This is a genomic window from Streptomyces sp. NPDC096013 (genome assembly GCF_044763565.1).
Lineage (GTDB): Bacteria > Actinomycetota > Actinomycetes > Streptomycetales > Streptomycetaceae > Streptomyces.
The window spans coordinates 874,234-894,976 of the sequence record NZ_JBIWGK010000001.1 but is presented as its reverse complement, the minus strand read 5'-3'; the positions used below and the strand labels follow the sequence as shown (position 1 = coordinate 894,976).

Annotated in this window: 15 protein-coding genes and 1 pseudogene; 13 read left to right on the top strand and 3 right to left on the bottom strand. The window is 72.1% G+C overall.

The features are described from left to right. Together ACIRB1_RS03970 and ACIRB1_RS03965 are read left to right on the top strand one after the other, a co-directional pair. Positions 1-891 carry a glycoside hydrolase family 19 protein gene (locus ACIRB1_RS03970; RefSeq protein WP_352177488.1) on the top strand — a complete coding sequence of 297 codons (891 nt, stop codon included), beginning with the start codon at positions 1-3 and terminating at the stop codon, positions 889-891. 237 nt (positions 892-1,128) lie between these two features. Beyond that, on the top strand, positions 1,129-1,800 hold the full coding sequence (locus ACIRB1_RS03965; RefSeq protein ID WP_403464471.1) for a DUF4232 domain-containing protein: 672 nt from the start codon (positions 1,129-1,131) through the stop codon (positions 1,798-1,800). A 456-nt stretch (positions 1,801-2,256) separates the two neighbouring features. Here ACIRB1_RS03965 and ACIRB1_RS03960 read toward each other — a convergent pair whose 3' ends face one another. Continuing rightward, a complete protein-coding gene (locus tag ACIRB1_RS03960; protein WP_352177486.1) occupies positions 2,257-3,411 on the bottom strand; it encodes a Gfo/Idh/MocA family oxidoreductase in 1,155 nt (384 codons plus the stop codon). A gap of 231 nt (positions 3,412-3,642) precedes the next feature. On the opposite strand from ACIRB1_RS03960, the gene ACIRB1_RS03955 reads away from it, so the two are divergent. Then, positions 3,643-5,013 (top strand): MATE family efflux transporter, encoded by a 1,371-nt coding sequence (locus tag ACIRB1_RS03955; RefSeq protein ID WP_352177485.1) that lies wholly within the window; start codon positions 3,643-3,645, stop codon positions 5,011-5,013. A gap of 60 nt (positions 5,014-5,073) precedes the next feature. Continuing rightward, positions 5,074-5,253: pseudogene (locus tag ACIRB1_RS03950) on the top strand (sigma-70 family RNA polymerase sigma factor); the annotation flags it as partial. A 50-nt stretch (positions 5,254-5,303) separates the two neighbouring features. Here ACIRB1_RS03950 and ACIRB1_RS03945 read toward each other — a convergent pair. Continuing rightward, positions 5,304-6,047, bottom strand: a complete 744-nt coding sequence (locus ACIRB1_RS03945; protein WP_352177484.1) for a phosphotransferase — start codon at positions 6,045-6,047, stop codon at positions 5,304-5,306. 306 nt (positions 6,048-6,353) lie between these two features. On the opposite strand from ACIRB1_RS03945, the gene ACIRB1_RS03940 reads away from it, so the two are divergent. Further along, positions 6,354-7,373 carry a glycosyl hydrolase gene (locus tag ACIRB1_RS03940; RefSeq protein WP_352177483.1) on the top strand — a complete coding sequence of 340 codons (1,020 nt, stop codon included), beginning with the start codon at positions 6,354-6,356 and terminating at the stop codon, positions 7,371-7,373. Between the two features lie 64 nt (positions 7,374-7,437). On the opposite strand, the gene ACIRB1_RS03935 is transcribed toward ACIRB1_RS03940, so the two are convergent. Further along, a complete protein-coding gene (locus ACIRB1_RS03935; RefSeq protein ID WP_352177482.1) occupies positions 7,438-8,550 on the bottom strand; it encodes a glycosyl hydrolase 53 family protein in 1,113 nt (370 codons plus the stop codon). A 302-nt stretch (positions 8,551-8,852) separates the two neighbouring features. On the opposite strand from ACIRB1_RS03935, the gene ACIRB1_RS03930 reads away from it, so the two are divergent. The 8 genes from ACIRB1_RS03930 (at position 8,853) to fusA (ending at position 20,681) form a co-directional block, all read left to right on the top strand. Beyond that, entirely contained in the window at positions 8,853-9,788 is a 936-nt protein-coding gene (locus ACIRB1_RS03930) for an ATP-binding cassette domain-containing protein (protein ID WP_352177481.1), read from the top strand. Next, positions 9,785-10,630 (top strand): ABC transporter permease, encoded by an 846-nt coding sequence (locus ACIRB1_RS03925; protein WP_352177480.1) that lies wholly within the window; start codon positions 9,785-9,787, stop codon positions 10,628-10,630. The genes ACIRB1_RS03930 and ACIRB1_RS03925 overlap by 4 nt, the downstream gene beginning before the upstream one ends. Before the next feature lie 84 nt (positions 10,631-10,714). Then, positions 10,715-12,034: a sensor histidine kinase gene (locus tag ACIRB1_RS03920; RefSeq protein WP_403464470.1), complete on the top strand. Its 1,320-nt coding sequence runs from the start codon at positions 10,715-10,717 to the stop codon at positions 12,032-12,034. Then, positions 12,031-12,723 carry a response regulator transcription factor gene (locus ACIRB1_RS03915; protein WP_352177478.1) on the top strand — a complete coding sequence of 231 codons (693 nt, stop codon included), beginning with the start codon at positions 12,031-12,033 and terminating at the stop codon, positions 12,721-12,723. Before ACIRB1_RS03920 ends, ACIRB1_RS03915 begins: the two co-directional genes overlap by 4 nt. A 207-nt stretch (positions 12,724-12,930) precedes the next feature. Further along, positions 12,931-13,308: a hypothetical protein gene (locus tag ACIRB1_RS03910; RefSeq protein ID WP_352177477.1), complete on the top strand. Its 378-nt coding sequence runs from the start codon at positions 12,931-12,933 to the stop codon at positions 13,306-13,308. A 169-nt stretch (positions 13,309-13,477) separates the two neighbouring features. Further along, entirely contained in the window at positions 13,478-17,344 is a 3,867-nt protein-coding gene (locus ACIRB1_RS03905; protein ID WP_403464469.1) for a helix-turn-helix domain-containing protein, read from the top strand. A gap of 155 nt (positions 17,345-17,499) precedes the next feature. Then, the gene (locus ACIRB1_RS03900) at positions 17,500-18,354 is read left to right on the top strand and encodes an NlpC/P60 family protein (protein WP_352177475.1); all 855 of its coding nucleotides are present in this window, start codon (positions 17,500-17,502) and stop codon (positions 18,352-18,354) included. Positions 18,355-18,623: 269 nt separating this feature from the next. Further along, positions 18,624-20,681 carry an elongation factor G gene (fusA, locus tag ACIRB1_RS03895; protein WP_352177474.1) on the top strand — a complete coding sequence of 686 codons (2,058 nt, stop codon included), beginning with the start codon at positions 18,624-18,626 and terminating at the stop codon, positions 20,679-20,681. Positions 20,682-20,743: the final 62 nt, after the last annotated feature.

Genomic DNA, 20,743 nt, shown 5'->3' with positions numbered 1-20,743 from the left:
GTGTCGAGACGCCGTATCGCCGCAGTGCTGACCGCACTCGTCCTCGGTAGCCTGACGCCCGTGGTCCTGCCCGCCGCCGGCGCGTCCGCCGCCTCCTGTTCGAGCTACCCCAACTGGGTGGCCGGCCAGTCGTACGTCACCGGCAACATCGTGCGGTACACCGATGGAAAGGCGTATATCGCCGAGCACGACAACCCGGGTTACGACCCGGTCATCAGCACCTGGTACTGGGAGCCGTACGCCTGCGACGGCGGTTCCGGCACGCCCGTCGGCACCTTCGTGGTGAGCGAGGCCCAGTTCAACCAGATGTTCCCGGGCCGGAACTCCTTCTACACGTACAGCGGTCTCACCGCCGCCCTCGGCGCCTACCCGGGCTTCGCGAACACCGGCAGCGACACCACGAAGAAGCAGGAGGCCGCCGCCTTCCTCGCCAACGTCAGCCACGAGACGGGCGGGTTGGTGTACGTCGTCGAGCAGAACACCGCCAACTACCCGACGTACTGCGACTGGAGCCAGTCGTACGGCTGCCCGGCCGGTCAGGCCGCCTACTACGGGCGCGGTCCGTTGCAGCTCAGCTGGAACTTCAACTACAAGGCCGCCGGGGACGCGTTGGGCATCGATCTGCTCAACAACCCCTGGCTGGTGCAGAACGACTCGGCCGTCGCCTGGAAGACCGCGCTCTGGTACTGGAACACCCAGAGCGGCCCCGGTTCCATGACCCCGCACAACGCGATCGTCAACGGCGCCGGCTTCGGCCAGACCATCCGCAGCATCAACGGCTCGGTCGAGTGCGACGGCAGGAACCCCGCACAGGTGCAGAGCCGGGTGGACGCCTACACGCGGTTCACCTCGATCCTCGGGACCAGCACCGGAGCCAACCTCTACTGCTGATCGTGCGGTACGGCACCGGTCGGACCGCTCCGACGGCCGGTGCCCGTTCCACCCGCGCGTTCCAGGGACATCACGTCCCCGCAGGTCAACCCCTGTGCGAGCGTTCCAGCTTCCCGTTCCCCCCGTCGGCGGTAGCCGCTGGGACGGATCGCCGCGCAAGCTGCGGTTGTCCGACGGCGAGGCCCACCACGACCCGGTGGCCCGCCTTCCCGCACCGCATCCAGGGGGAACCCGATCATGTCCAGCACGCTCTTCCGCCGCCGTACCGCGCTCCTCACCGCCGGCTTCGCCGCGGCCGCCTCACTCGCACTGACCGCCTGTGGAACGGGCCAGGACACCGGTGCCCGGCACACCCCGCACACCGCCGCCGACACCCGGGCCGCGGCCTCCGGTACGGACTCGGTCGTGACCGTCGCGAAGTCCCACCGGAGCGCCACCACCTCGAAGCCGGCCAAGAAGTCCAAGGGGACCAAGGCGTCCTCGGCCGGGGTCACCTGCACCGGCACCAACACCAAGGTCACGGCGCGGACCGTCACGCGTCCGCTGAACCACCTGCTGCTGACCGTGAAGAACACCGGCTCCAAGACCTGCTACCTGTACGGCTACCCGGCCCTCCGCTTCCAGGACGCCCAGGCCGTGCCCCCGGTCGTCGAGGAGTCGCAGCCGCAGGCGGTCACCACCCTCGGCCCCGGCCAGTCGGGCTACGCCGGCGTCAACCTCTCCAGCGCCGACGGCAGCGGCACCGGCGGCTACACCGCGAAGACCCTCGCGGTGATCTTCCAGAACCGCGACCTCGACTTCGTCGGCTCCGGCGTCGACGTCCCGCTGCCGAGCAAGGGCACGTACATCGACAGCTCGCTGCGCACCACCTACTGGCTGAGCGACCCCCAGGACGCCATCGACTGGTAGACGGTGCCGCACAGAGAGGACGTGGAGGCGCCCGCACGAGTACCGAGTACGTCGAGCAGGAAGGACACTCTCGTCGCGGTCAACAGCGGGCTGCCCCCGCCGACAGGGGCAGCCCGCGCGAGTACCGCCAGGGGAGGTGCGGTGACGGGCGCCTTGCCATGACAGCCGTGGGGTTGACCAACACTGCCGGCACCCGGGACCTCCCTTCCCCTGACGGTAGGACCAGCCTGGGGCGCCGGGCGGGTGCGGAGGGCGTGAACTCCCGTAGTTCGGTAGGGATATCGGTGCACGTAGACGGTCTGCGGGCGGGCTCCGAGAGGGTACGTAGGTACGGGATACCGGATACCTACGCCGCCCCGGTGTCTCGACGAGCGCGGCGGCCTCGCGTTCGCGGCGGGTGGGCGCGAGATCGCGCGGGCGCCCGGCGTCGCTCCGGTCAGGCGACGCCCGCGCCGTTCACGCCGGGCTCACCCAGGTGCCGGTCTCCGCGGAACGCACCATGGCGTCCACGACCGCCGCGCTGCGTACGGCGTCCGTGAGCGTCGCGCCGTACGGCGTGCCCTCGGCGACGGAGCGCAGGAAGCGGTACGCCTCGATCACCTTGAGGTCGTCGTAGCCCATCGCGTTCGCCGCGCCGGGCTGGAACGCGCCGAACTCGCCGTCGCCCGGGCCGACATACACCGTGGTGACGGGCTGGTCCTGGTAGCTCGTGCCGCGGCTGACGGCCAGCTCGTTCATCCGGCGGAAGTCCCAGAACACCGCGCCCTTGGTGCCGTGCACCTCGAAGCCGTAGTTGTTCTGCTCGCCGACCGAGACCCGGCTGGCCTCCAGGACACCCCGGGCGCCGGAGGCGAACCGCAGCAGGCAGCTGACGTAGTCCTCGTTCTCCACCGGGCCCAACTCCCCGCCGGTGGCCAGCGCGTGGCCCGCCGTCGCGCCGCTGGGGCGGGCCCGCTCGGGGAGGAAGATCGCGGTGTCGGCGGCGAGGGACGTGATGTCGCCGAGGAGATGGCAAGCCAGGTCCGCGCCGTGCGAGGCGAGGTCGCCCAGGACTCCGTGGCCGCCGCGTTCCAGCTCGTAGCGCCAGGTCAGGGCGCCGTCCGGGTGGGCCGCGTAGTCGCTGAAGAGGCGGATGCGGACGTGGGTGACCGTGCCCAGCTCGCCGGAGGCGATCAGGTCACGGGCGGCCTCCACGGCGGGCGCGTTGCGGTAGTTGAAGCCGACCGCGCCCTGGACGCCTGCCTTCGAGACCGCGTCGGCCACGGCGGAGGCGTCCGCCGTCGACAGGCCGACCGGCTTCTCGATCCAGATGTGCTTGCCGGCCTCCGCCATCGCGACGCCGATCTCGCGGTGCAGGAAGTTCGGCGCGGTGATGCTCACCGCCTGCACGCGCGGGTCGTCGACCACCTCGCGCCAGTCACGGGTCGTGGAGGCGAAGCCGAACTGCTCGGCGGCCTGCTCGGCCCGCCCCGGCACCTCCTCGGCGACCGTCACGAGCCGCGGCCGCACGGTCAGCTGCGGAAAGTGGTGCGGGACGCGGGCGTATGCCTGGGTGTGCACCCGCCCCATCCATCCGAAGCCCACGACGGCAACACCGAGCGAGGTCACCATGACTGCCCTTCTTTGGACCGGTCCACAATCTGTCCCGGCCACACTCGAACCCGTTCGTCCTAATGTCAATACCTGACCCTCCGTGCCCGGTGTCAACGCCAGGTGACCACGCCCGCGGCAGGGCGGGCGAGCGCGCGGAACGGCGGGGGAGTGCGGGGCCACCGCCCGATGACGTGGTGCCGTGACAACTGGCATGCATGGCCAGGGAGTTGGCTGGCAGGATGGGGCGGCGTGAGCGAACGCACCGCCTTCATGACCATCGCCAGGGCCGCCGCGCCGTTGTATGTGAGCACCCTCGCCGCGTCGGCCGGATCGCTCGTCGACACCGCGCTGCTGGGGCGGCACGCCACCGTCTCGCTGGCCGCGTTCGCCGTGACGATCGCCGTGTTCAGCCCGGCGACCGCCACGGTGGCGGGCGCGCTGCGCGGGGTCATGCCGTTCGTCGCACCCCGTCGGGACGATCCCGAGGGGTTGTTGCCGCTGGTGCGGAGCGGGATGTGGCTGGCGTTCGCGGTGGGCGGGGTCTGCGCGGCGGCGGTGGCCGGAGTGCCCCTGCTCGGCGGGGCATTCGGCGTTCCGGACCGCATTCTCGGCCAACTGGGCCTGTTTCCTTGGCTGTTGGCGGGGAGCGTGCTGCTGATCGCGGTCAGCTCGTCCGCCACGTCCGTCCTCGTCGCGTTGGGGCGGTCGGCGCGGGTGATGCGGTCCGGGCTCGTGGCGACCGCCGTCTCCGTGACCCTGTCGGTGGTGCTGGTCGCCGGACCGGGGCCGCTGCCGAGCTTCGGACTGACGGGCGCCGGCGTGGCCATGCTCGCCTCCAGTCTGGTCGGGGCCGGGCTCAACCAGTACGCGCTGCGCCGCCGTACGGTCCTCGCCGGGCGACCGATCCGGCCCGGCAGGCCCGATCCCCGCGAGGTGCTGCGACTGGCCCGGGTCGGACTGCCGCTCGGCGGGACCGTGCTGGTGAAGTTCTCCGTGCTGGGCGTGCTCACCTTCGCCGCAGCCCGCGTCGGCACCGACAGCGCCGCCGTGCACAGCGTCGCCGAGTCCCTGGTGAACCTCGTCTTCACCGCCGCCGTGGCGGTCGGGCAGGCCACGGTGCCGTTGATCGCCGGGTACGCCGAGGAACGCGACCTCGGGCGCATCCGGCGGAGTGTGGACGCCGGGTTCGGGGTCGCCCTGTGCGCGGTCGTCGCCCTCGGGGCCGTACTCGTCGTGCTGCGGAACCCGGTGATCGGGCTGTTCACCAGGAGTCCGGGCCCGGCGGACCAGGTGATACGGCTGCTGCCGCTGGTTCTCGCCGTGGTCGTCACCGACGCCGTGCAGGCCGTGGCGGGCTTCGGCCTCGTCGGGCTCAAACGCACCGTGCCGAGCCTGGTGTCCACGGCGGTCTGGTTCGGCGTCCTCGCCGCCCTCGCCGTACCGATCGCCGACAGAACGGGCCTGGCCGGCCTGTGGACCGCTCTGGCCTGCGCGAACCTGCTCCAGGCCGGGACCAAGTTCGTGTCCTTCCGGCGGCACGGCGCCCGGATCGTCGGTGCGCTGCCCGCGGTGGCGGTGCGGGAGGGGAGCGGCGGCGCCGCCTCGCGCCCGGGCGTGTGACCTCACGCGGGGCGCCCATTACGGTCGTAGGCACGTCCGAGGGGTCGGAAGAGGGGCAGCATGAGCAGCCGGAACATGGGTGAAACCGCTCGGGTCGAGGACGCGGCGCTCACCCTGGCCGCCCAGGCCGGGGACGTCGCCTCGCTGGGGCTGCTGCTGGAACGGCACCGGGCCGGGATGCGGGCCGTCGCGGTGAGCGTGCTGGGGCCGGGGCCCGATGTCGACGACGTGGTGAAGGACGGCACCGCCGGTCTCCTCCACCCGCCCCGGTTCCGCACCGCCGCTCCGCCTCACATCCGAGACCTCAGCACGTCGACCTCGCACCCCGGCGCGAACGGGTCGAACCCGTGCTCGCTCAGCCAGCGAATGATCAGCAGGCTGCGCAACGACCACCACGCGCGGATCGCATCGAGGTCGACGTCGGTGCCGTAGCCGACGAGGACGTCATCGAGGCGTTCCTCGTGGCCGAGTGTGAGGGTGGCGAGGTCGAACATGGCATCGCCCGGGCCCGCCTCGGACCAGTCGATGATCCCCGTGACCTCGTCGCCGTCGACGAACACGTGGGCGATCTGAAGGTCGCCGTGGGTGAACAGCGGCGTCCACGGCCGGAGCGCGGCCTCGGCGACACGGCGGTTGCGGGTGACGAGGTCGGCGGGCAGGACGCCGTTCGTCACGAGCCGTTCGCACTCGCCGTCCAGGTCCGCCGCCAACTCGTCCAGGCTCTTTCCCCGGCGGGGCCAGGGCGGCAACGGCGCGTCGTGCACCTTCCGGATCGCGGCACCCGCCGCGGCCCACGCCGCCGGGGACGCGGTCGACGGCTCGCCGAGGCGCCCGAGCGCGGTCCCCGGTACCGCGGCGATCGCGAGCACGGGCGGCTTGCGCCACAGGATCTCCGGGGTCGGCACCGGGACCAGGCCCATCGCCTCGACCTCGACGTCCAGGCGCGCCTGATCGGCGTCCACCTTCAGGAACACGTCGCCGACACGCAGGGTCGCGCGCTCGGAGTGGGCGACGACAACTTCGACCTCATCCATGGTCGCCCAGTATCCCGGCGACGACGATCCGCGTCGCCGGCTTTACGGCGGACGACCGCGAGGCCGACCGCACCCGGCCACGCCCCTCGTTCCCACGGGACGCACCACCTGCGGCCCGCCCGAATTATCCATCTCACCCGCGACCATGTCCCCCATAACCCACTACGTCATCATCTTCCGGTGCACGCTGGTACGTTGCTCGAACGTCGCACCCCCGCACTACAGCCGGCACCCACCACCCCAGCCCCACACACAAGCCCACCCCCGCACCCCACCCCGGTCCCCGAAAAAAGAGGAGAGCCCTCCGTGGCCCCGCACGGGACGCGCCGCAGTCTGCCGGCCCTGATCACCCTCGCCGCCGCCCTCGCGTTCGCCCTGCTGGCCGGACCGGCCTGCGTACCCGGTGCCGAAACACCACCGCCGCCCGCGCGGGCCACCCCGGTAGGGCCGACCACCCCGCCGACCGACTACGGCGCCTACGTCGGCTACGGCGCCCAAGCCGTCCGCCGCGTCGCGGAGTTCGGCGCCTGGCTCGGCCGCCCCGAACCCCTCGTCGGCCACGCGTACCTCCCCGGCGGCAACTGGAGCGACATCGAGGGCGCCTCCGACGACCTCCCCCTGTGGGCGGACTGGCGCCGGGCCCGGCAGGACCGCCTGCTCGTCCTCAACGTGCCGATGCTGGACCGCAACGAGGCCCACCTCCCCGACAGCGTGGTCCGCGCCGAACTCGCCCAGGGCGCGGACGGACGCTACGACGACCACTTCCGCGTCCTCGCCGACCGCCTGGTCCAACTCGGCGTCCCCGACGCGGAGATCGTCCTCGGCTGGGAGATGAACGGCACCACCTACACCCACCGCTGCGCCCCCGACCCGGCCTCCTGGAAGCGCTACTGGACCAGTATCGTCACGACGATGCGCTCCGTCCCCGGCCAGCGCTTCCGCTTCGACTTCACCCCCAACCGCGGCCGCGACGCGATCCCCTGGACCGACTGCTACCCCGGCGACCGCTACGTCGACGTCATCGGCATGGACGCCTACGACGCCCCCCGGGGCCTGTCGTTCGCCCGCCAACTCGCCGAGCCGTACGGCCTGTCGGCGCAGGTCGACTTCGCCCGCGCGCACCACAAAGCCGTCGCCTACCCCGAGTGGGGCCTGTACGAGAACGGCGACAACCCCGCCTACATGCGCGGGATGCTCACCTGGATGGCCGCCCGGCATCCGCTCTACCAGGCCATCAGCGACTACTGCCCGCACGGCGTCTGGCGCTGCCGGGCCAACCCCAAGTCCTCGGCCGTATACCGTGCCTTGACGGGCCATCAGCAGTGAGGGGCCGGAGGGCAGCACCGCCGCCCTCCGGCCCCTCCTGTGTCATCGAACCCGAACTACCGCCCTACGGCGTCCACTTCACGTTCGGATTGACCTGCCCCGTCCAGTTGAAGATCGCCATGTTGTCCCAACCGTCCCCGCTTCCGGAGATGTTGGCCGGGTCCCAGCCGTTGCCGGTGACGGCGTACCAGGTCGGCTCCCAGTAGAAGACGCCGATCGCCCCCGCGCTGCGGGCCGTGTTCTGCACGGCGGTGAACTCCGCGCCCTGGCCCGCCCAGGTGAGCGGATAGCCCGTGCACCCCGATGTCACCGAGTTCGCCGTGCTGTCCGCGTCGGACGTGGTGAAGGGGTAGGCCGTCTCGGCGATGATGACGTCCTTGCCGTAGCGCGACTTCATGTCCGAGACGACGCTGCCCATGTTGGCCAGCGTGCCGTGCCACATGCAGTAGTAACTCAGCCCGGTGATGTCCCAGTTGACGCCCTGAGCCTTGATGCCGTCGTAGAACCAGCGGGCGTTGGAGTCGCTGTCCGCGTCGGCGGTGTGGATGATCACCTGGGTGGAACTGTTGCACGCCTTGGTCGCGTTGTAGCCCGACTTCAGCAGCAGCCCGAGGTTGGTGAAGTTGTTGTTGACGACCTTGCCGTCGTCCCACAGCATGCCGACGTTGATCTCGTTGCCGATCTGCACGCTGTCCGGGGTGGTGCCCTGGGACTTGAGGCTGTTGCAGACGTCGTAGGTGTAGTTGTAGACGTCGGTCTGGAGCGCGCCGATGCCATGGCTCGCCCAGGCCGCGGGCTTGTACTGCTTGCCCGGGTCGGCCCAGGTGTCCGAGTAGTGGAAGTCGATCAGCAGCTTGAGGCCCTTGGCCTTCACCTGCTTCGCGTACGCCAGTACCTTCGCCTTGTTGTTGTAGCCGCTGGCGGGGTTGTTCCAGATCCGCAGGCGGACGTAGTTGACGCCGGCGCCCTTGAGGATGTCGAGCGGGTCCTTGGCGACGCCGTTCGCGTCGTAGTACGTGGCGCCGAGGTCGATGGCGCGCTGCGCGGACGAGACGTCGGCGCCGAGCATGGTGAGCGAGTTCGCGGCGGTGGCGTTCGTGGGGGTGAGCAGCGCCGCCGGCAGGGCGACTGCGGCCAGCAGCAGAGCGGCCTTCACTATGCGGCCCGGGATTTTCACGGGGTACCCGACCTCCTTGGGTCGACTGACATGCGCATGCGGTTGGTTCTGAGAACGTTCACAGTAGGAGAGGTAACAAGCGCTGTAAATATGCGTGTCAGTTGTATTTCCCGCAGTTGGTGGGCGTGGTTCGGATGTGTGTGGGGTGGGAACGTACACAACTCGATGGAGGCAGTGGTACCGCGGTACTACGCCCGCGCCCTCAATGACCCCGCGGTACGACGGTTTCGGGGCGCCGTGCTCCTAGCGTTCCGGGTGGACGGCCCAGTGGGGGCGGTGGCACGTGAGCGTGAGGGAAACCGATGATCGAGGCACACCAACTGACCAAGCGGTACGGGGAGAAGTCGGCCGTCGACCGGCTGGACTTCGTCGTCCGGCCCGGCACGGTCACCGGCTTCCTGGGCCCGAACGGCGCCGGCAAGTCCACCACGATGCGCATGATCGTCGGCCTGGACGCGCCCACCTCCGGGACGGTCACGGTCAACGGCAGGCACTACGCCGAGCACAGCGCACCGCTCCAGGAGGTCGGCGCGCTCCTTGAGGCCAAGTCGATCCACCCCGGCCGCTCCGCGTTCGACCACCTGATGGCGCAGGCCCACACGCACGGCATCCCGCGCCGCCGCGTCGAAGAGGTCATCGAGATGACCGGCCTTCAGTCCGTGGCGAAGAAGCGGGCCGGGGCCTTCTCCCTCGGCATGGGCCAACGGCTCGGCATCGCCGCCGCGTTGCTCGGCGACCCGGCCACCGTGATGCTCGACGAACCCGTCAACGGCCTCGACCCCGAGGGCGTGCTGTGGATCCGCAACCTGCTGACCGGGCTCGCCGCGGACGGTCGTACCGTCTTCGTCTCCTCGCACCTGATGAGCGAAATGGCCCTGGTGGCCGACCACTTGATCGTCGTCGGACGGGGTCGGCTGCTGGCCGACACCACCGTGCGGGACCTGGTCCGGCAGGCGGGCGGCGACACCGTCACCGTCGCCTCCGAGCAGCCCGCCCGACTGCGGGAGGTCCTCGCCGGACCCGGCGTCGAGATCACCGGCGAGATCGGCTCCGAGGAACTGCACGTCACCGGGCTCACCGCGCGGGCCATCGGACTCAAGGCCGCCGAGCACGGCATCCCGCTCTTCGAACTCAGCGCGCGCACCGTCTCGTTGGAGCAGGCGTTCATGGACCTGACCCGGGACGCCGTCGAGTACCACGGCTCCACCACCGCCGACACCAACGGGAGGGCCGCGTGAGCACCATCACCGCGACCGACAGCGCCGCACCCGCCCCGGCGAAAGCGGCCCGTCCGCCGTACAAGGTCACCGGGCGCCGCGTGCTGCGCTCCGAGTGGGCCAAGCTGTGGTCCCTGCGCTCCACCTGGATCACCCTCGGCCTCGGCCTGCTGTTCCTCATCGCGTTCGGCCTGATCGCCGCCGCGCACTACAAGTCCTCCTACGGATCAGGGAACCTGCGGCCGGACGACGCGAACTCCACCGCGCTCGACCTCTCCCTCTTCGGCACGAACTTCGCGCAGCTCGCGCTCGGTGTGCTGGGCGTCCTGGTCACCGCCGGCGAGTACTCCACCGGCATGATCCGCTCCACGCTCGCCGCCGTACCGCGCCGCCTGCCCGTGCTGTGGTCCAAGGCCGCCGTGTTCGGCGTGGTCGCGCTCGGCGTCTCCCTCGTCGGGGTGTTCGTCGCTTTCCCGATCGTGAGCGGCATCGTCTCCGGCACGCCCGCGGCCCTCACGTTCTCGCACTCCGGAGTCGTACGGAGCCTGCTCGGCGCCGGTCTCTACCTCGGCCTCGTCGGTGTGATCGGCACCGCGCTGGGGGCGCTGCTGCGCTCGGTGGCCGGAGGCATCTCGGTGCTGGTGGCCTCGCTGATGCTGGTGCCCGGACTGATCTCGCTGCTGCCCAGCTCCTGGCAGGACAACATCAGCCCCTACCTGCCGAGCAACGCGGGCGAGGCGATGTTCGCCCTCACCCATGACTCGACGACCCTGTCGCCCACCGCCGGACTCCTGGTCTTCCTCGGCTGGACGGCGCTCACGCTGGCCGGGGCCGCGTACCGACTGGTGCGCAGCGACGCCTGAGGCCCGGGGCCCTGCGGCCGCGCGTCGCGCGCAGGGCCCCCACAATGGACAGGTGACCTCCATGAACCCGGACATGTGACACCGATGAGCCCCGACGATCCCGCCCGCGCGCCCTTCGCGGAGGCGGACCTCCCATGGAGTCACCCCGTGGCGGGCGGGCTGTCCCGGTTCGGCCGGCGGATCAAGCTGGGCGACCGGCGGCATCCGTGGGTGCTGGACACGGCCCTGATCGTCGTGGTCGCGGTGATGTTCTGCCTGCCGGACCTGGTCGGCGATGACGACGGCCGGCGGCACGGCTTCGACAACAGCTTCATCCATCTGCACTGGCCCGCGACCATCGCCCTCCAGTCGGGCCTGGTGCTGCCGCTGCTGTGGCGGCGGAGCAGGCCGACCCTGGCCTTCGTCGTGATCGCCGCGGTGTTCTTCGTCCAACTGGGCCTCGGCACCTGGCTCCGCGCCGATGTCGCCCTGCTGATCTCCCTCTACAGCCTGGCCCTGCACGGGCAGTTGAGGCGGTTGCCCGCCGCCTGCGCCGTCACCCTCTGCGCCCTGGTGCTGTTCTTCGCCCGGCTGCCGTCCCGAGTCCCGGTCCTGGACGCCCTGTTCATCCTGGTCAGCACCATCACGGCGGCCGTCGCCCTCGGCCTGGTCATCCGCATCCGGCGTGCCCAGCTGGCCGTGCTGCGCGACCGGGCGGCCCGTCTGGAGGTGGAGCGCGACCAGCGCTCCAAGCTGGCCGCCGCCACCGAACGCACCCGTGTGGCACGGGAGATGCACGACATCATCGGCCACAACCTCTCCGTCATCATCACCCTCGCCGACGGCGGCGCCTACGCCACCGACCTCGCCCCCGAACGCGGCAAACAGGCCCTGCTCCTCATCGGTGATACCGGGCGCCAGGCGCTCGGTGAACTCCGGCGCATGCTGGGCGTGCTGCGGGTGCAGACCTCCGCGCCGGACGCCCCCGAGCTCAGCCCCCAGCCGGGCGTCGCCGACCTCGACGCCCTGTGCGCCCGCATCCGCGCCGCCGGTCCCCAGGTCGTGTACCGCACCAGCGGTGAGCCCGCCGCCCTCGACCGCGGGGTGCAACTCACCGTGTACCGCATCGTGCAGGAGGCCCTCACCAACGCCCTCAAGCACGCGGGCCACGACACCCGCGTCGAACTCGCCGTGAACGTCGAGGAGTCGAAGGTGCACATCGACTGCCACGACACCGGCCCGGGCGACACCCCCACCGGACCCGCACCCGGTCACGACGAAGGACACGGACTCGCCGGCATGAGAGAACGCGCCGCCCTCTACCACGGCACCGTCACCGCGGGCCCCGCGCCGGGCGGCGGCTGGACGGTACGGGCGACCCTCGACACCACCCCGCTCACCGGGACGACCGGGGGAGCGGCATGACGACCGTGCTCATCGTGGACGACCAGCCCCTCCAGCGCCTGGGCTTCCGCATGCTGCTGGAGGCCACCCCCGACACCGAGGTGGTCGGCGAGGCGGGCCACGGCGGCGAGGCCGTGCGGATGGCCGCCGAACTGCGCCCCGACGTGATCCTGATGGACGTACGGATGCCCGGCATGGACGGCATCGAGGCCACCCGCCGCGTCGTCGCCGCCGGGGACCGCTCCCGCGTCCTCATCCTGACCACCTTCGACCTCGACGAGTATGCCCACGAGGCACTGCGCGCGGGAGCCAGCGGCTTCCTCCTCAAGGACGCCCACCCCGAGGAACTCCTCGCCGGCATCCGCGCGGTGGCCTCCGGCGACGCGGTCATCGCGCCCGCGCTCACCCGCCGCCTGCTCGACGCCTACGCCCAGCACCTGCCGAGGAGTTCACCGAAGGGACCGGCGACCGTGCCCGCGACCGACGACCCCCGCATCCGCTCCCTCACCGAACGCGAACGCGAGATCCTCGTCGCCATCGGCCGGGGCTGGACCAACGGCGAGATCGCCGAGCGCCTCTTCCTCTCCGAGTCCACCGTCAAGACCCACGTGGGCCGCGTCCTCGCGAAGGTCGGCGCCCGCGACCGCATCCAGGCGGTGATCCTGGCCTACGACCTCGGCCTGGCCCGCCCCAACGCGCCCGAGGGGTGAGCCGGCCCGGTTCCGCCGGCATCACCCGCAGAGCCGAACCGCCGTTGCCCGCAGGCCCACAACACCCCAGCTCACCCCCGGTTTCCCGGCCGCCCCCCGGACGGGCAACAGGAAACCCGTCGACCCCGGAACTCCCACCGGACAGGCTGATCCCCGTCAGCACGAAGCACGGCCTGCGACAACGCAGGAGACCCACCAGGGGGATACATGCGCAAGATGTTGGGTGCCGCCGCCGCGTTCGCCACCGCCGCCGTCACGGTGGTCGCGATGAGCGGAGCGGCCCAGGCGAAGCCCGCCGACGACACCCCGTGGGACGGATGCCCGTCCGGAGCGGTCTGCATCTACGGCGAGGGAGTCGTCCCCGCGAACAACCCGCACCCGACCGACGTGTACTACAGCTACGGCGCCCACAACCTCAGCAACCAGGTCGGCCAGCACTGGATCCTCAACAACCAGACCGGCGGCGCGTCCGTGACCCTGTGCAACGGCTACAACGGCACGAACTGCACCGAGACGATCGCCCAGGACAACGGCCTCCTCCGCAACTTCACCCCCATCAACTCCATCGTCCTCAACCGCCCGTAGCGGGACCTTCCACCACGGGGGAGCACTGCCGGGGCCGACACCCCACATCGGTCCCGGCAGTCCCGTTTTCGCCACTCCGGGTGAAAGTCCTGTCTCCGTGTCCGACCCCCGCAGTAACCTGGGCATCCGCCGTCTCACGATCCGGGCAGGCCATGCCAGGGGGGACGCCTTGGGGGATCAGCAGTACGACCACGCGGGCGCCGACCGGTCCGACCACCCGGAAGGCACCGCACAGGCCACGTCGTCCTTTCCCGCGCAGCTACGGCGGCTGCGCCGGGAGCGCGGACTGTCGCTGGCCGATCTCGCACGTCAGACGCACTACAGCAAGGGCTATCTCAGCAAGATCGAGACCGGCGTCAAGCGGGCCACCGTCGACGTCGCCCGCCAGTGCGACCACATCCTGCGCGCCGACGGCGAGTTGCTCCGCCTGGTGCGGGAGGCGGGACCGGCCGAGCGCGGCGCCGGAGCGGCCACCGACACCACCGCGCCCGCCTGTCCGTATCGCGGACTGTCCGCGTTCACCTCCCAGGACGCGGCCTGGTTCTTCGGCCGGGAGCGGTTCACGGCCGCGCTCGTCGAGCGGGTCTTCCAACGCGTCGGCGGGGGCCCGCTGTTACTCGTCGCCCCGTCCGGCGCGGGCAAGTCCTCGCTCCTGAACGCCGGTCTCGTCCCGGCGCTGCGGCGCCCCGGCGGCTTCCCGATGCCGGGCGCCGAGCGCTGGCCGGTGGTCGCCCTGACCCCCACCGTCCATCCGCTGGACGAACTCCTCGAACGGACGGCGAAGGTCCTCGGCAGCGACCTCCACCTCACCGCACAGGAGTTGACCGACCGCCCCGAGGCCCTGCTGGAGGCGGTCCGCGCCCGCTCCGAAGGCGCCCCGCCCGGGCCCGACGGACGCCGCCCACCGCCGGTCCGGCTGGTGCTGCTGGTCGACCAGTTCGAGGAACTCTTCACCCTCTGCTCCGACGAGAGCGAGAGACGGGCGTTCGTCCGGGTGCTGCGCGCGCTGTCCACCGGCGGCCCGGACCCCGCCGTCGTCGTCCTCGGCGTACGCGCCGACTTCACCGGCCGCTGCCTCGAACTCCCCGAACTGGCACCGGTGTTCACCGACGGACTGTTCGTCCTGCTGCCCATGTCCGTGGCGGAGCTGCGCGAGTCGATCACCCGCCCCGCCGAACTCGCCGGCGTCACCCTCGAACCCGGCCTGGTCCCCCTCCTCCTGCGCGACGCCGGCCTGCGCGACGAACCCGGCACCGGGCCGCACGACGCCGGCCCGGACACCACCCCGTCCGGCGCCCTGCCCCTCGTCTCGCACGCCCTCCTCGCCACCTGGCAGCAGCGCGAGGACACCACCCTCACCGTCGCCGGGTACGAGCGCACCGGCGGCATCCAGGGCGCTATCGCCCGCACCGCCGAGACCGTGTTCGCCCAGCTGTACCCGGCCGAACAGCGCACCATCCGGCGGGTGTTGTCCCGCCTCGTCCATGTCTCGGACGAGGGCACCGCCGCGACCCGCCGCCGCGCCAGCCGCGGCGCGTTGATGGAACAGCTCGCCGACGCGGACGCCGCCTCGGCCGCCCTCGACGTCTTCGTCCGGGCCCGGCTCATCACCGTGGACCAGGACACCGTGGAGATCACCCACGAGGCGCTGCTGCACGCCTGGCCCCGGCTGCGCGACTGGATCCACGCCGACCGCGCCGGGCTCCTCATCCACCAGCAACTCGCCCACGCCGCCGCCGAATGGGAGCGCGAGGACCACGACCCGTCCGCCCTCTACCGCGGCACCCGCCTCGACACGGTCCGCTCCTGGGCCGACGACCTCGACGGCCGCAGCCGCCTCGGCCCCCGCGAGGAGGCATTCCTCAGGGCCAGCCAAGCCGAGGAGGACGCCCGCCAGCACCTGGCGAGACGTCAGATCCGGTTCCGCCAGGCCCTGTTCGCGACCCTCGCCGTCCTCCTCGGCCTCGCGGTGACCGCCGGCGGCCTCGCCTACCAGCAGCGCGCCAGCGCCCTCGACCAGGAGCGCGTCGCCCGCTCCCAGGCCCTCGCCGTGCAGTCCACCTCCCTGGCCGGCGGCCAGCCCGAGGCCTCCATGCTGCTCGCCGAGGAGGCCTATCGCGCCGACCGCACCCCCGAGGCCCGCGGCGCCCTGCTGAGCACCCAGGCCCAGGCGTTCTCCGCCCGTCTCGTCGGCCGGCACGGGCCGGTCAACGCCGTCGCCTTCGCACCCGACGGCCGTCTCCTCGCGACCGGCGGCTCCTACGGCGCCGTACAACTGCGCCGGACCGCCGACCGCCGGACGGCCGCCACGCTCCCCGTGCCCGGACGGGTCCGCTCGGTCGCCTTCGGCCCCGACGGCTCCACCCTCGCGGCGACCTCCTCGGACGGGCCGGTGCGGATCTGGGGCACCACCGACCACAGGCTGCGGACCCTGCTGCCCGCGGCCACCACCGGCGCCCGCGCGCTCGCCTTCGACCCGCGCGGCCGTACCCTCGCGGTCGCCGGGGAGGACGGCACGGTCCAACTCTGGGACATCGGCGCCGCACACCCCACCGCGGTGCGGCTCGTCGGGCACACCGGCCGGGTCAACGCGCTGGCCTACGCCCCGGACGGCAGGACCCTCGCCTCGGGCGGCTCCGACCGGACCGTACGCCTGTGGGACACCGACCGGGGACGGCCGCTCGCCGTGCTCAAGGGACACACCGACGAAGTGCTCGGGGTGGCGTTCGCGCCGGACGGGCGGAGCGTGGCATCCGGGGGCGTCGACCGGACCGTACGCCTGTGGGACGTGGCCTCGCACCGGTCCGTGGCGACGCTGACCGGGCACAGCGACGACATCAACGCGGTCACCTTCACCCCGGACGGCACGACGGTCGTCAGCGCGGGCGGCGACGGCACGACCCGGCTGTGGGACGTGCGGACGGGCCGGCCGGTCGCGGTCCTCGCCGGGCACACCGACTACGTGATGTCCGTCGCCGTGGACTCCACCGGGACGACGCTCGCCACCGGCGGCTTCGACCAGTCGGTGGTGCTGTGGGACCTGCGCGGCCCGGTGCTGACGGCCCGTCCCTTCACCGAGGTGTCGCAGTCCGCGTACAGCCCGGACGGAAAGCTCCTCGCCACCGCCGACGCGGACCACACCGTACGGCTGTGGGACGTGGCCCGGCGCCGGCTCGTGACCACCTTCACGGGCCACCGCGAGAGCGTGTTCTCGGTGGCGTTCTCGCCGGACGGGCGGACCCTCGCGTCGGCGGGTTCGGACGGCACGATCCGGCTGTGGGACGTCCGCTCGCACCGCGCGCTCGCGTCCCTCACCGGCCACACCGGGGACGTCTTCTCGGTCGCGTTCGCGCCCGACGGCAGCACGCTCGCCTCGGCCGGCGCCGACCGCACGGTCCGCCTCTGGGACGTCGCGGGCCGCCGTCAACTCGCCGTCCTCGAAGGCCACTCGGACTACGCCAACGATGTCACGTTCAGCCCGGACGGCCGCACTCTCGCCAGCGCGGGCGACGACCTGACCGTCCGCCTGTGGGACACCGCGACCCACCGCCCGCTCGCCACCCTCACCGGTCACACCGGCGCGGTGCGGGGCGTGGTCTTCAGCCCGGACGGCCGCACCCTCGCGAGCAGCGGCAACGACGGCACCGTACGCCTGTGGGACGTCCGCCACCGCCGCTTCGAGGCCTCCCTCACCGGCCACACCGGTTCCGTGCGCGGCCTCGCCTTCTCCCCGGACGGCACGCTCCTCGCGAGCAGCGGCAGCGACCGCACGGTACGGCTCTGGGACGTGGCCCGGCGGCGGCCGTGGGCCACCCTAACCGGGCACACGAACGCCGTGTGGGGCGTCGCGTTCGCCCCCGGCGGACGGACCCTCGCGAGCAGCAGCAACGACGGGACCGTACGACTGTGGGACCTCGACCCGGCCGCCCAGCTCACCCGGATCTGCCGGCTGCGCAGGGCGATCGGCCCCCAGGAGCGCAGGACGCTGATGCCGGGGCTGCCCGTGTCCCTCACCTCCGGGTGTGCGAAGTCCTGACCGCCGACGGCCAAATCCCGCTGGTGGGAGGGGGTTTCCCAGGGGTTTCCCGTTGCCCTTCGGGGTGGGGTGACGCCGGGTCCTCGACCGGCCGGGCCGGGGTCGGCAGGCTGGTGCACGACCAGTTACGGACCACAGAAATCGGGGGTCCCGGCATGCTCCGGCGGACCGGAATCATCGGCACACTCATCGGATTACTCGCCCTCGTCCTCTGGGCACCCTCGGCCGTCGCGGCCCCGGCCGCACCGGCCGCCGACGGCTGCGGTGTCCTCGCACCCGGCGCCTCGGCCGCCGCGCAGAGCGCGATCGCCGCGGCCTGCGCCCAGGTCGACGCGGGCACCTGGTACACGTGGGGCGGCGGCCACGGCGCACAGCCCGGCGCCACCTACGGCCAGGTCGACCCCACCGACCCGGCCAGCAACCAGGACCCCGAGCGGCTCGGCTTCGACTGCTCGGGCCTGGTGCGCTACGCCTACGCGCAGGCCGCCGGCTCCGACATCCTCAACGGCGACGCGAGCCAGCAGTACTACACCACCCGCGCCGCCGCCCGCTTCACCGCGGCCCAGGGCCTCGCCCCGCTGCTCCCCGGCGACCTGCTCGCCTACGGCGACTCGGCGGACCTGCACCACATCGCGATCTACCTCGGCGCGGGCAAGATGGTCGAGGCCAGGCAGTCCGGCACCCATCTGATGGTCAGTGATGTACGCCTGGGAGGCGACTACTTCGGAGCCGTCCGCGTCAACACCGGCGCGGTCACCGGCCATGTCTTCCGGACCTGGGGCACCGGCGTCTGGACGAAGACCGCACCCTCCGTCAGCGCCACGCGCGTCTACGCCTTCCCCGGTCCGACCAGCATCCGCGTCGAGTGCCAGAAGCACGCCGAGACCGTCACCTCCGACGGCTACACCAACGACGCCTGGGCCTATCTGCCCGACTACAAGGCATGGATGACCAACATCTACATCCAGGGTCCGGCCTGGCTGGACGGCGTCCCCACCTGCACCACCTGATAAATCCCGTGCTCCGCGCCCCGGGCTTCCCTACACTCGCCACATCCGTCGACGAGTGAGGGGAGCCCGGCCGTGTGTCACACCACCGCTGTCGTCGCTCCCCGCTCCCGGTACGAGGTGATCCTCGTGTCCTCGGCCCTCCGGTGCCCGCCGCGCGGCCGGTACCGGACACCCGTGACGTGACAGCCTTCTGACGCTCCGTCAACTGCTGTGCTCCGCACGGGAATCGCGCTGCCCTGCACGGAATCACTCTCGAAAGGCCACGGGCCGTGCGCACCGAACGCCCTCTCACCACACCGCTCTCCGCCGTCCGCAACCTGGGCATCCTCGCCCACGTCGACGCCGGCAAGACCACCGTCACCGAGCGGGTCCTCTACCTCACCGGCACCACCCACAGGCGCGGTGAGGTCCACGACGGCACCACCGTCACCGACTTCGACCCCCAGGAGCGCGACCGTGGCATCACGATCTTCGCCGCGGCCGTCACCTGCGCCTGGGACAGTCACCGGATCAACCTGATCGACACCCCGGGCCACGTCGACTTCGCCGACGAGGTGGAACGGTCCCTGCGCGTCCTCGACGGCGCGATCGCGGTGTTCGACGCCGTCGCGGGCGTCGAGCCGCAGAGCGAGTCGGTGTGGCGCCAGGCCGACCGGTACGGCGTCCCGCGCATCGCCTTCGTCAACAAGCTGGACCGCATGGGCGCCGACCTCGACACGGCCGTCGCCTCGATCCGCGAGCGGCTCCATCCGGCGCCGCTGGTGGTGCAGCTGCCGATCGGCGCGGAGGCCGGTTTCACCGGCGTGGTCGACCTGCTGCGGATGCGGGCCCTGGTGTGGACCGACGGCGACGACACGGCGGAGGAACTCCCGGTACCGGACGGCCTGTTGGAGGAGGCCCGCAGGCGCAGACGGCTGCTGGAGGAAGCGGTCGCGGAACTGCATCCGGGCGCGCTGGAGGAGTTCTACGACGGATCGGCCCTGTCCGCCGAGACGTTGAGGACCGCCCTGCGCGACCTCACCCGCACCGGCGAGGGCGTCGTCGTGCTGTGCGGTTCGGCCTACCGCAACCGCGGCATCGAACCGCTGCTGGACGCCGTGGTGGCGTATCTGCCGGCGCCGTCGGACGTCCCGGCGGTGCGGGGCACGTACGACGGCGGTGCGCAGGAGCGGGCGGCCGATCCTCAGCTGCCGTTCGCGGCACTGGCGTTCAAGGTGAGCGCGACCGCGACCGGGCGGCTGACGTACTTGCGGATCTATTCGGGCACCATCGAGAAGGGGGACACCGTGTGGGACCCGGGCGCGCGGCGCACCGAGCGGATCGGGCGCATCCTGCGGGTGCAGGCCGACCGGCACGAGCGGCTGGACCGTGCGGTCGCCGGGGACATCGTCGCGGTGACCGGACTCAAGTCGGCCCGCGCGGGCTCGACTCTGTGCGCGCCGGACGCCCCGCTCGTCCTCGAACCGCCCGCGGTCGCCGACCCGGTGGTCTCGGTGGCGGTCGAGGCCCGCAGGCGCACCGACACCGACCGGCTGACCTCGGCCCTGGCCCGACTGGCCGAGGAGGACCCGTCGTTGACCGTACGCACCGACGGCGAGACCGGGCAGACGGTCCTGTCCGGCATGGGCGAACTGCATCTGGAGGTCGCGGTGGAGAAGATCCGCCAGGCCACCGGGGTGGAGGTCAACGTCGGCCGCCCCAGGGTGGCTTACCGCGAGACGGTCGTGCGCGGGGTGTCCGGGGCGGTCTTCCGGCATGTCAAACAGGACGGCGGAGCAGGGCAGTTCGCGCACATCGTGCTCGACGTGGAACCGCTGGACGGCCCCGGCTTCGCGTTCCGGTCGGCGGTCGTCGGCGGGCGGGTGCCGCAGGAGTACGTCCGCTCGGTGGAGGCCGGGTGCCGTGACGCCCTCACCGAGGGGCCGATCGGCGGCTTCCCGGTGACCGGGCTGCGCGTCACGCTGACCGACGGGGCGACCCATGTGAAGGACTCCTCGGAGCAGGCGTTCCGCACAGCGGGCCGCCTGGGCCTGCGGGAAGCCCTGCGCGCCTGTACGACGGCCCTGCTCGAACCGGTCGTCGAGGTCACGGTCACCGTGCCCGAGGACGCGGTCGGCGGTGTGCTCGGCGACCTCGCCGCCCGGCGCGGCAAGGTCACCGGATCGACGGCCCGGACGGGTTCGGCGACGGTCACGGCGACCGTGCCGCTGGCCGAACTCTTCGGCTACGCGACGCGGTTGCGGAGCCGGACACAGGGCCGGGGCACGTTCACCGCCCGGCCGACGGGCTACGCGCCCGCACCGGGTGCGGTGACCGTCCGCCGATGACGGTGGCGGGTGCGGACCGAAGGGGGAGCTTCGGCCCGCACCCGCCACGTACTCAGGGCTCC